Origin of the sequence: Streptomyces sp. NPDC052023 (assembly GCF_044548465.1) — a bacterium.
In the GTDB taxonomy this organism is placed as follows: domain Bacteria; phylum Actinomycetota; class Actinomycetes; order Streptomycetales; family Streptomycetaceae; genus Streptomyces.
In genome coordinates, this window is sequence record NZ_JBIUBW010000001.1 from 777091 (window position 1) to 788532 (window position 11442).

8 protein-coding genes are annotated in these 11442 nt (G+C 73.8%); all 8 read right to left on the bottom strand.

Annotated features, from left to right (window positions below; translation table 11 throughout):
- Positions 1–10 precede the first annotated feature (10 nt).
- The 8 genes from holA to leuS all read right to left on the bottom strand — a co-directional run bounded on the left by holA (position 11) and on the right by leuS (position 11379).
- A complete protein-coding gene (gene holA / locus ACIHCM_RS03600) occupies positions 11–1000 on the bottom strand; it encodes a DNA polymerase III subunit delta (RefSeq protein WP_399888439.1) in 990 nt (329 codons plus the stop codon).
- A 437-nt stretch (positions 1001–1437) separates the two neighbouring features.
- On the bottom strand, positions 1438–1683 hold the full coding sequence (locus ACIHCM_RS03605; RefSeq protein ID WP_399888442.1) for a hypothetical protein: 246 nt from the start codon (positions 1681–1683) through the stop codon (positions 1438–1440).
- Between the two features lie 43 nt (positions 1684–1726).
- The gene (locus ACIHCM_RS03610; RefSeq protein WP_399888444.1) at positions 1727–2578 is read right to left on the bottom strand and encodes an arylamine N-acetyltransferase; all 852 of its coding nucleotides are present in this window, start codon (positions 2576–2578) and stop codon (positions 1727–1729) included.
- Between the two features lie 4 nt (positions 2579–2582).
- Positions 2583–5378, bottom strand: coding sequence for a ComEC/Rec2 family competence protein (locus ACIHCM_RS03615; RefSeq protein WP_399888448.1), 2796 nt, complete (start codon positions 5376–5378; stop codon positions 2583–2585).
- Positions 5375–6352 carry a helix-hairpin-helix domain-containing protein gene (locus tag ACIHCM_RS03620; protein WP_399888451.1) on the bottom strand — a complete coding sequence of 326 codons (978 nt, stop codon included), beginning with the start codon at positions 6350–6352 and terminating at the stop codon, positions 5375–5377. Before ACIHCM_RS03620 ends, ACIHCM_RS03615 begins: the two co-directional genes overlap by 4 nt.
- Before the next feature lie 268 nt (positions 6353–6620).
- Positions 6621–7466, bottom strand: a complete 846-nt coding sequence (locus ACIHCM_RS03625) for a DegV family protein (protein WP_399888454.1) — start codon at positions 7464–7466, stop codon at positions 6621–6623.
- A 126-nt stretch (positions 7467–7592) separates the two neighbouring features.
- Positions 7593–8327, bottom strand: coding sequence for a hypothetical protein (locus tag ACIHCM_RS03630; RefSeq protein WP_399888457.1), 735 nt, complete (start codon positions 8325–8327; stop codon positions 7593–7595).
- A gap of 163 nt (positions 8328–8490) precedes the next feature.
- Positions 8491–11379 carry a leucine--tRNA ligase gene (gene leuS / locus ACIHCM_RS03635; protein WP_399888460.1) on the bottom strand — a complete coding sequence of 963 codons (2889 nt, stop codon included), beginning with the start codon at positions 11377–11379 and terminating at the stop codon, positions 8491–8493.
- Between the last annotated feature and the right edge of the window lie 63 nt (positions 11380–11442).

Consider the following 11442-nt stretch of genomic DNA (forward strand, 5'->3'; position numbering starts at 1 on the left):
CCGGCAGGTCCTAGCCCCGCCCTCGTGACCGTGCCGCCCGGGCGATCGTCACGACCGCCTTCTCCAAGGCGTACTCGGGGTCGTCGCCGCCGCCCTTCACGCCCGCGTCGGCCTCGGCGACCGCCCGCAGCGCCAGCGCCACCCCGTCCGGCGTCCATCCGCGCATCTGCTGCCGCACCCGGTCGATCTTCCACGGCGGCATCCCCAGCTCCCGCGCCAGATCGGCCGGACGGCCACCCCGCGCCGCCGACAGCTTGCCGATCGCCCGCACTCCCTGCGCCAGCGCGCTGGTGATCAGCACCGGCGCCACCCCGGTCGCCAGCGACCACCTCAGTGCCTCCAGCGCCTCGGCCGCCCGCCCCTCGACCGCCCGGTCGGCGACCGTGAAGCTCGACGCCTCGGCCCGCCCGGTGTAGTACCGCCCGACGACCGCCTCGTCGATGGTGCTCTCGACGTCCGCGCACAACTGGGACACGGCGGACGCCAGCTCCCGCAGATCGCTGCCGATGGCGTCGCAGAGCGCCTGGCAGGCCTCCGGCGTGGCCGACCGCCCCAGCGTGCGGAACTCGCCCCGCACGAACGCCAGCCGGTCTGCCGGCTTGGTCATCTTCGGGCACGCCACCTCCCGCGCACCCGCCTTGCGCGCCGCGTCCAGCAGCCCCTTGCCCTTGGCCCCGCCGGCGTGCAGCAGCACGAGCGTGATCTCTTCGGCGGGCGCCCCCAGATACGCCTTCACGTCCTTGATCGTGTCGGCCGGCAGATCCTGCGCGTTGCGTACGACGACGACCTTGCGCTCCGCGAACAGCGAGGGGCTGGTCAACTCCGCGAGCGTGCCCGGATGGAGCTGGTCCGGCGTCAGGTCACGCACGTCCGTGTCGGCATCGGAGGCCCTGGCGGCGGCCACCACCTCCTGCACGGCGCGGTCGAGCAGGAGATCCTCCTGACCCACGGCAAGCGTCACGGGGGCGAGGGCGTCGTCTTGAGCAGTCTTCCTGGCCATCCCGCACAGCATCCCACGCGCCACTGACAACGCCTTTCGGCGACGGACCCCGGCGCCGGTCGGCGACCGGCAGCCCAGCTGCGGACCGAGGCCGCGGGCCCACCGCGGGCCCACCGCCGCCCCCGGCACCACCCCCGGCCGGCGACCACCGCCTCCCGGCGACGGACCCCCCGCAACGGACTCCGCGGGCGACCACCGCTGCCTCCACCGAACCGGTGCCCTTCACCAACCGGAGACCACAACCCCACCCGCCCCGCCGTCAGACAAGGAACCCGCAAACCCCCACCCGCCCCGCTGTCAGACAAGGAACCCGCAAACCCCCACCCGCCCCGCCGGGCAGCCTCACCACCCGCCGACCCGCCGACCCGCCGCCCCGCCGGGCAAGCCACCCCTCCCACCGAGGCAAGCGACGCCACCCGCACACCCGAGCCCCAGGCCTACGGATCCTCCCGCCACCCCTCCCACTCCGCCACGAACTCGTCCAATGCCCCCGTGTCCAGCCGCCCGTCCTCGTCCCGCAGGACGACCAGCCACTGCGCGTCCTCGGCGTCGTCCTCCCCGGCCAGCGCGTCCCGCACCAGCAACGGCTCCTCGGCCAGGCCGAACCGCTCCCCGAGCGCCTCCACCACCTCCTCCGCGGCATCGCGGTCCGGCAGCACCAGCACATGTCTCACATCACTCACGGCAGCCATCTTCCGGCACCGCCCGGCCCCGCCGGCAAGCAGGTCACCCGCCCCCACCCGGCGTCCCCCGCACGACCGGCACCCGGTCCAGCCCGATCCCGAAACGCTCCCGGTAGACCTCAAGCACCTCCTCGTCCGTCTCCAGCTCCCGCGCCTCCCGCGTCCCGTCCGGAGCCGTCAGCTTCAGCTGCCGCCCGCTGAGCGTGATCCGGCCGCCGTCCTGCGTGAGCCGGGAGCACACCAGCGACTGCACGAAGTGCGACTCCGGCGACGTGCAGTGCCACCAGGCCCCGCCCGCGAAGTCCTGGAGCGCCCGCGGCCGCGCCTCCAGCCGGTACACGGGGATGCCGTCCCTCAGCAGGTCGAGATCAGTCGCTCCGGCCCCGGCGCCGGCCCGGCCGCCACCGCGCACGCCCGCCGCGTCCGGCCCCGCCTCGGCGATCCGGAACGCGCCCCCGGGATCCTCCTGTTCCCCCTGCTCCTCCATGGCCAGCGGACCGTGACTGAGCGCGCCGAATCCGACGTCGGCCAGCCACTCCCCCGCGTCCACCGTCCGCACCCGCAGCGCGAGATGGTCGAACGGGATCCCGAGCCGGCCGCCCTCCCCGTACACCCGCCCCGCCAGCAGCGAGACGTCATAGCCCAGCACGGCGAGCAGCGCCCCGAAGGCCCCGTTCAGTTCGTAGCAGAACCCGCCACGGCGTGCCCCCACCACCTTCTCCAGCAGCCGCTTCTCCTCCAGGACGATCTCCTCACCGAGATGGATCGAGAGGTTCTCGAAGGGGACCGTCTGCAGATGGCGCAGTTGCAGCTCACGCAGGACGTCGATGGTGGGCCACGCCGGGTTCCGGACCCCGAGGCGGCGGAGGTAGGCGTCAGCCTGTGCGGCGTTCATGGTCTCAGTCTCGCGCCACGCGCAGACCCGTGCCCGCCCCGGCAACGGCCATCGCCCCGTCCACATCCGTCCGCAGTACGGTCGCGCCTGCGTCCCGCAGTGCCGCGACCGTGCTGGGGGCGGGGTGACCGTACGGATTGTCCGCGCCGCAGGAGATCAGCGCCAGCCGCGGCGCGGCCCGGCGTATCAGCTCCGGGTCCTGGTAGGCGGAGCCGTGATGCGCCACCTTCAGCACATCCACGCCACCCACCAGCGCCGCCGCCGGTGTCCGCAACAGTGCCTGCTGGGCCGGGGGTTCGAGGTCCCCGAGCAGCAGCATCCGCAGGCCCGCCGACCGTACGAGCATCGCGACGCTCGCGTCGTTCGGGCCCTCCGGCGCCGATGCCTGCCCCGGCGGCCACAGCACCTGCCAGGACAGGTCCCCGGTACGCCGCCGCTCCCCGGCCATGGCGCGCGTGACCGGAATCCCCCGTGCCGCCGCCTCCCCGTGGACGAACTCCACCTGCTCCACCGGCTCTTCGAAGCCGGTCGTCTCGATCGCCCCGACGGCACGGCCCCGCAGTACGCCGGGCAGCCCGGCCACGTGATCGGCGTGGAAGTGGGTGAGGACCACCAGCGGGACGCGGGTGATGCCGAGGTCGCGCAGGCACCGGTCGACCAGCCTCGAGTCGGGTCCGGTGTCCACCACGACCCCGGTGCCCGGACCGGCCGCGAGCACGGTCGCGTCGCCCTGTCCCACGTCGCACATCGCCAGCCGCCACCCCGGCGGCGGCCAGCCCGTGACCACTCTGGCCAGCGGCGGCGGCTGCACCACCGCCAGCACCAGCAGCACCCCGCAGCCCGCGCACAGCCACGGGTGCCGCAGCAGGCGCCGGCCGGTGACCACGACGGCCGCCGTGACGAGGGCCAGCAGCGCCGCCCCGCCCCAGCCACCCGGCCAGTCCACCCCGGCGCCGGGCAGCGCCGCCCCGGTCCTGGCGACCTCCGCGATCCATCCGGCGGGCCAACTCGCGCACCACGCCAGCGCCTTGGCCACCGGCATCGCCACCGGCGCCACCGCCAGGGCCGCGAAGCCCAGCACGGTGGCCGGCGCGACCGCGAACTCCACCAGCAGATTGCACGGCACCGCGACGAGACTGACCCGCGCCGACAGCACCGCCACCACCGGCGCGCACAGGGCCTGCGCGGCCCCCGCCGCGGCCAGCGCCTCCGCGAGCCGCGGCGGCACCCGACGCCGGCGCAGCGCGCCGCTCCACCGGGGCGCGAGGGTGAGCAGCGCGCCGGTGGCCAGCACGGAGAGCAGGAAGCCGTAACTGCGGGCGAGCCACGGGTCGTAGAGCACCAGCAGCAGCACCGCCGTGGCCAGCGCCGGGATCAGCGACTTCCGGCGGCCGGTGGCGAGGGCGAGCAGTGCGACGGCACCGCAGGCCGCGGCCCGCAGCACGCTCGGGTCCGGTCTGCAGACGACCACGAACGTGAGGGTGAGGGTCCCGCCGAGCACCGCGGTCGCCCGCAGCGAGATGCCCAGCCGGGGCGCGAGACCACGCCGCTCGCTGCGCTGGGCCAGCCCTGGCGGGCCCAGCAGCAGGGCGAGGACGATCGTGAGGTTGCTCCCGGACACGGCGAGCGTGTGGGCGAGGTCGGTCTCCTTGAAGGCCTCGTCCAGGTCCGGCGTGATCCGCGAGGTGTCCCCGACGACCAGCCCCGGCAGCAGCGCCCGCGCGTCCGCCGGCAGCCCGTCGGTGGCCTCCCGGAGGCCGGCCCGCAACCGTCCCGCGAACCGTTGCGGCCCCGACGGTTCCTCCACCACCTCGGGCCCGGTCCGGTCCCGTACCCGCAGCACGGCGGCGATGCGGTCGCCGCCCACCAGGGCGGGCGCGAGGCGCCCGGTCACCCTGACCCGGGTGGAGGGCAGCAGTCCGAGCCACTCCCGCCGCCCGGCCGCACCCGCGTCCACGATCACCAGCACCGGCGTCCGCGTCACCGTCCTCGTCCCGGACGGCTCCTCGACGCTCCGCACCTCCGCCTTCGCCAGCACGGACACCGTCGCAAGCCGGTTGCCGGTGACCCTCGGCCGGGTGAGCCGGGGATCGGAGGTGACCTCGGCCTCGACGGTCACCGTGGCGAACCGCTCCGTCAGCCCCGGCACCGGCCCCCTGCGCAGATCGGCTCCGTGCAGGCCGGCCGAGGCGGCGGCCGCCGCGACGCAGAGCAACACGGCGGCGAGGCCGGCACGCGAGCGGACGCCCCCCGCGGAGGCGGCGTCGACGGGGGCACGCGAGCGAGCGCCCAATGCGGGACCGGTGGCTTCGGCGACACCCGAGCCGACACCCCCCGCCGGACCGGCGGCAACAGGGACACGCGAGCGAGCGCCCAATGCAGGACCGGCGGCTTCGGCGACACCCGAGCCGACACCCCCCGCCGAACCGGCGGCAACAGGGACACGCGAGCGAGCGCCCAATGCAGGACCGGTGGCTTCGGCGACACCCGAGCCGACACCCCCCGCCGAACCGGCGGCAACAGGGACACGCGAGCGAGCGCCCGCTGCCCGACCGGCACCGACCAGCAGCCCGCACGCCACGACCAGGCCTGCGACGGCCACGCCTGTCACCAGACCCGGCGAGGCGTCCAGCGTCAGGGCGGCCGTCGCCCAGGCGGCCAGGGCGGGAGGTACGAGCCGTAGGTCCGCCGGGCCCTCCTGGCGTGGATGGGCGACGCCGAGACGGCCTCGGGCAGCCGCGTGCACGGGCGAGCGCGCACCCGGGACGCGCGGGCCCGGGAGGTCCTGGGAGCGCCTCATGGCCGTACGAGGTCCCGCAGGTCGGCGAACCGCCGTTCACCGATGCCGTTCACCTCGCGCAGTTCGTCCACCGAGCGGAACCCCCCGTGCCGGGCGCGGTAGTCGAGGATGTGCTGCGCCAGCACGGGTCCGACGCCGGGGAGGGTGTCGAGTTGCTCGACCGTGGCGGTGTTGAGGGAGACGGGCACCGCGGGCGCACCCGCCCCGCCGGCCGGGACTCCCCCGGCCAGCGGCGGGACGGGGGCTGCGGGCGCGGGGCCACCGACGACCACCTGCTCCCCGTCCACCAGGAAGCGGGCCCGGTTGAGCCCTTCGACGTCCGTGCCCGGCCGCACCCCTCCGGCCGCCGTCAGGGCGTCCGCGACGCGCGATCCGGCGGGGAGACGATGGATCCCCGGCTCGCGCACCTTCCCGCTGACGTCCACGACGATCTCGGCGGCGGGCGTGCCGGCGCCGCCGGGCTGAGCGGGCACCGCGCCCGGCGCGGCGGACGGCTCGTCCTCCCGCTCCTCCACGGGCGCCGCCCCGACCACCTCGGGTGCCCGCACGGACTGTGTCCGCCCGGCCCAGAAGTGCTGCACGGCGAAGCCCGCGACGACGACGAGCAGCACGGTGAGCGCCACCACGCTTCTGCGCTCCAGGCCGCACCGCGCCTGCAACCACACCGGCATCCGCTCCCGCAGGGCCGGCACGGCCCGGTCCCGCAATCGCTCCACGGCGGCGGGCACAGCAGCGGTGTCGTTCGCGTCGGCGTCGCCCGGCGGCCCCGCTCCCGGCTCCCGCCACTCCCCCGCGCGCTCGCCGAAGAGCACCTCGGCGCGGCGCCGTAGTTCCGCCGCCGACGCATGCCGGTGCCGGGCCCGGGCCAGGGTGGGAGGGCGGCGACGGCGGTGCGCCGTACGGCTGTCGGAGGCAGGTCCGCGGCCCGGGCCGCTGGTGACGGATGCTGCGCGCGTGCGTGATCGAAGTGCCATGCGACGAGGATGCGACGCCCCGCCACCCCCGCGATGATCTTGCTCGATTCCCGGGGACTACCGTTGAGTTGTGGAAAACCCCGCCACCTGAACGAGTGAACCGCGACGGTCACGGCACACCCCGACGGTCACGGCACACCGCGACGGGAACGGCACACCCCGACGGTCACCACACACCCCGACGGGAACGGCACACCCCGACAGACACGGCGCCCCCCGACAGACACCGCACACCCCGACGGTCACGGCACCTCGGCAAGCAGCCGCCTCACCGCGCCGACACCACAACCCCCAGCAGCCCCGGTCCCGTATGTGCCCCGATCACGGCCCCCACCTCACTCACATGCAGGTCCGCCAGTCCTGGCACCCGCCCGCGCACCCGGTCCGCCAGCGCCGACGCCCGGTCCGCCGCGCTGAGATGGTGCACCGCGATGTCCACCGGCGCGTCCCCCGCCCGGTCGGCCACGATCTCCTCCAGGCGGGCGATCGCCTTGGACGCCGTCCGGACCTTCTCCAGGAGCTCGATCCGTCCCCCGTCCAGCTGCAGCAGCGGCTTCACGGCCAGTGCGGACCCGAAGAACGCCTGCGCGGTACCGATCCGGCCGCCTCGTCGCAGATAGTCGAGGGTGTCGACGTAGAAGAAGGCGGAGGTGCCGGAGGCCCGCTTCTCCGCGGCCGTGACCGCCTCGTCCACCGTGCCGCCGGACTGTGCCACCTCGGCCGCGGCCAGCGCGCAGAAGCCCAGCGCCATCGCGATCATGCCGGTGTCCACCACCCGCACCGGCACGGGCGCTTCGCGCGCCGCGAGGACGGCCGCGTCGTACGTGCCCGACAGCTCGGCCGACAGATGCAGGGAGACGATGTCGGTGGCGCCCGCCTCGGCGGCCTTGCGGTAGGTCTCGGCGAACAGCTGGGGGCTGGGACGCGAGGTGGTGACGGGACGTCGCTTCTGGAGCGCCTGGGCCAGCGAGCGGGTCGAGATCTCGGTGCCCTCCTCCAGCGCGCGGTCGCCGAGGACCACGGTCAGGGGAACCGCTGTGATGCCGTGGCGCTCCATCGTCCGGTGCGGCAGGTAGGCCGTTGAATCGGTGACGATCGCGACATGGCGGGACATGAGCTGGAGGTTACCTGCCGTAGCGCCTGGGCGGCAGCCCGGGCCATACGCCTGCCCGGAACATGTGCCCGCAAGCCACCCGGAACCCGCTCCCACCACGCGGGCGCCCGGGACAGCGGCGCATGTTCAGGTCGTGCTCTCGGGGCGCGGCTTCTTCTGCCAGGGGTACGCCGGGCGTGGTCCCGGCGGGGTGATGGCGGGCCGCGTCGGCTCCTCGGCCGTGCGGGACTGCGGCGTGTCCGGCCAGGTCTGCTGGGCGCTCGGGGCGTCGGCGGGCGGGGCCTCGGGCCACGGCGGCGGGGTCGCCGCGGAGTTCGACGCCGTCCAGTGCCGCAGTGCCCCGCTCTCCACGTCGATCTGCGCGCTCAGCGCGTCCAGGTCGTCGTCGGCGAAGTGGCCGGCGCGGTCCCGGGCCGCCCAGCGCAGCGACTCCGCCGAGTGTGTGATGCGCTGGGTGCGGTCGCGCAGCTCGGGCAGCCGCTCGGCGAGCGTCGCGCGGTCCGGCTCGGACTCCAGGCGCCTGAGCTCGGCGTCCAGTTCGTGCCCATGGGCACTGAGACGCTGGAACAGGCCGAGCGCCTCCTTGAGGGACTCGTCCTCGGCGGCGCTGGCCTGCAGCGTGTCCTGCGTGGCCCGCATCGAGGTGCGCAGCTTCAGCCGGAGCTGGGCGATCTCGCCCACGGGGCCGGGCTGGGTGAAGGACCTGGCCCGCAGTGTGTGGTCCTCGACCGTGCGGCGGGCCTGTGTGACGGTGCGGTCCACTCCGCGCTTGGCGGCGCCGACCACCTTGACCGTGGCGTAGGCGCCCAGGCCCAGGAAGAGGACGAAGAGCAGGGCGAACACCATGATCACTGCTTCCACGAGGCTCCTCCTCCGAACCGGCCGCGGCACGCACCGCGCCGCTCTTCCACGGTAAACGCCACAGGCAGGTCCGGAGTTCCGGACGAACCCCGAACCTGCCCGCAGAGCACCCCCCACCAGCCCCTAGGGGACGCGCCGGAACAGGCGCACGCCGCGCCGGCGGCTACGCCGGAACGATGTTCACCAGCTTCGGCGCCCGCACGATCACCTTCCGGATGCCCGCCCCGTCCAGCGCCGCGACCACCTTCTCGTCGGCCAGCGCCACCTTCTCCAGCTCCTCCTCGGAGATCGACGGCGACACCTCCAGCCGCGCCTTGACCTTGCCCTTGACCTGCACCACGCAGGTCACGGTCTCGTCCACGACGTAGGCGGGGTCGGCGACGGGGAAGTCGGCGTGGACGACCGAGCCGGTGTGTCCCAGCCGCCGCCACAGCTCCTCGGCGATGTGCGGCGCCAGCGGCGCGACCATCAGGACCAGTGCCTCGGCCACCGGCCGCGGTACCGCCCCGCCCGCCTTGGTCAGGTGGTTGTTCAGCTCGGTGATCTTGGCGATCGCGGTGTTGAAGCGCAGGCCCTCCAGGTCCCCGCGCACCCCGTCGATCGCCTTGTGCAGCGCGCGCAGCGTCACGTCGTCGATGGCGGCGGGCTCCACGTCGGCCACGGTGACCTCACCGGTGGTCTCGTCGACGATGTTGCGCCACAGCCGCTGCAGCAGCCGGAACTGACCCACCACCGCGCGCGTGTCCCACGGCCGCGACACGTCCAGCGGGCCCATGGCCATCTCGTACAGCCGCAGTGTGTCCGCCCCGTACTCGGCGCAGATCTCGTCCGGAGTGACCGCGTTCTTCAGGGACTTGCCCATCTTGCCCAGCAGCCGGGTGACCTGCTCGCCCTGGTAGTAGTACGCGCCGTCGCGCTCCTCCACCTCGGCGGCGGGCACCGCGATGCCGCGGCTGTCGCGGTAGACGTAGGCCTGGATCATGCCCTGGTTGAACAGCCGGTGGAACGGCTCCGGGGACGAGACGTGCCCCAGGTCGTACAGCACCTTGGACCAGAAGCGCGCGTACAGCAGGTGCAGCACGGCGTGTTCGGCGCCGCCCACGTACAGGTCGACACCGCCGTGCGGCATGCCGTCGCGCGGACCCATCCAGTACCGCTCGATCTCCGGGTCGACCAGGACCTCGTCGTTGTGCGGGTCCAGGTAGCGCAGCTCGTACCAGCACGAACCGGCCCAGTTGGGCATGGTGTTGGTCTCGCGGCGGTACTTCTTCGGGCCGTCGCCCAGGTCCAGCGTGACGTCGACCCAGTCCTCGTTGCGCGACAGCGGCGTCTCGGGCCGGGTGTCGGCGTCGTCCGGGTCGAAGGTGCGCGGCGAGTAGTCCTCGACCTCGGGCAGCTCCAGCGGCAGCATCGACTCGGGCAGGGCGTGGGCGATGCCCTCCTCGTCGTAGACGATCGGGAACGGCTCGCCCCAGTACCGCTGCCGGCTGAACAGCCAGTCGCGCAGCCGGAAGTTGACGGTGCCCTCGCCGATGCCCTCGCGCTCCAGCCACTCGGTGATGCGCGCCTTGGCCTCGACGACGCCCAGGCCGTCCAGGGAGATGTCCTCACCGGACGAGTTCACGATCTTGGCGTCGTACGACGCGAACGCGTCGTCCCAGGTCGAGGCGTCGGTCCCGCGGTCGTCGGAGGGCTCGACGACACACCGCATGGGCAGCTCGAAGGCGCGGGCGAAGGCGAAGTCGCGGCTGTCGTGCGCCGGGACGGCCATGATCGCGCCGGTGCCGTAGCCCATCAGGACGTAGTCGGCGATGAAGACCGGGATCCGCTCGCCGTTGACCGGGTTGGTCGCGAACGTGCCCGTGAAGACGCCGGTCTTGTCCTTGGCCTCGGCCTGCCGCTCGACGTCGGACTTGGCGGCGGCCTGCGCGCGGTAGGCGGCGACGGCGTCGACCGGGGTCCGGTGACCGCCGGTCCACATCTGGTGGGTGCCCTCGGGCCACTGGGCCGGGGTGAACTTCTCGACCAGCGGGTGCTCGGGTGCCAGCACCATGTAGGTCGCGCCGAACAGGGTGTCCTGGCGCGTGGTGAAGACGGTGATGTGCTCGCCGTCCACGGGGAAGTCGACACGCGCGCCCTCGGAGCGGCCGATCCAGTTGCGCTGCTGCAGCTTGATGGCCTCGGGCCAGTCCAGCGCGTCCAGGTCGTCCAGCAGCCGGTCGGCGTAGGCGGTGATCCGCATGTTCCACTGGCGCAGCTTGGCCTTGAAGACGGGGAAGTTGCCGCGCTCGGAGCGGCCGTCGGCGGTGACCTCCTCGTTGGCCAGGACGGTGCCCAGGCCGGGGCACCAGTTGACCGGCGCGTCCGAGGCGTACGCCAGGCGGTACTCACCCAGCACGTCGGCGCGCTCGGCCGCGCTCAGCTCACCCCAGGAGCGCCCGCCGGGCAGCGCGCGCTCACCGCTCTCGAACTGCGCGACCAGCTCCGCGATCGGGCGGGCCCTCTTCGCCTCGTCGTCGTACCAGGAGCCGAAGATCTGCAGGAAAATCCACTGGGTCCACCGGTAGTAGTCCGGGTCGATCGTGGCGAACGACCGGCGCTTGTCGTGGCCCAGGCCCAGCCGGCGCAGCTGGACCTTCATGTTCTCCATGTTGGCCTCGGTGGACACGCGCGGGTGCGTGCCGGTCTGCACGGCGTACTGCTCGGCGGGCAGGCCGAAGGCGTCGAATCCCAGGGTGTGCAGGACGTTGTGGCCGGTCATCCGGTGGAACCGGGCGTAGACGTCGGTGGCGATGTAACCCAGCGGGTGGCCGACGTGCAGGCCCGCGCCGGAGGGGTAGGGGAACATGTCCATGAAGAACTTCTTGGGCCTGGCGACCGTCTCGGGGTCGCCCGCCAGGTCACCCTTGGGATTGGGTGCCGCGTAGGTGCCGTCGGCGTCCCAGAAGTCCTGCCAGCGTGCCTCGATCTCGGCTGCCATGGCGGCCGTGTAGCGGTGCGGCGCTGCATCCACCGACAGGCCGGCGGTGGCTGCGGGGTTCGTCTCGCTCATGATCCTCAAAGCTCCATCGATCGTCTCTGCCAGCGGCTGTGATTCTTCGGAAACGAAAAATCC

What these genes read in the sequence shown, in the direction of transcription:
- holA (WP_399888439.1), bottom strand. Translation starts at nt 1,000, where the DNA reads ATGGCCAGGAAGACTGCTCAAGACGACGCCCTCGCCCCCGTGACGCTT.
- ACIHCM_RS03610 (WP_399888444.1), bottom strand. Translation starts at nt 2,578, where the DNA reads ATGAACGCCGCACAGGCTGACGCCTACCTCCGCCGCCTCGGGGTCCGG.
- ACIHCM_RS03615 (WP_399888448.1), bottom strand. Translation starts at nt 5,378, where the DNA reads ATGAGGCGCTCCCAGGACCTCCCGGGCCCGCGCGTCCCGGGTGCGCGC.
- ACIHCM_RS03620 (WP_399888451.1), bottom strand. Translation starts at nt 6,352, where the DNA reads ATGGCACTTCGATCACGCACGCGCGCAGCATCCGTCACCAGCGGCCCG.
- ACIHCM_RS03625 (WP_399888454.1), bottom strand. Translation starts at nt 7,466, where the DNA reads ATGTCCCGCCATGTCGCGATCGTCACCGATTCAACGGCCTACCTGCCG.
- leuS (WP_399888460.1), bottom strand. Translation starts at nt 11,379, where the DNA reads ATGAGCGAGACGAACCCCGCAGCCACCGCCGGCCTGTCGGTGGATGCA.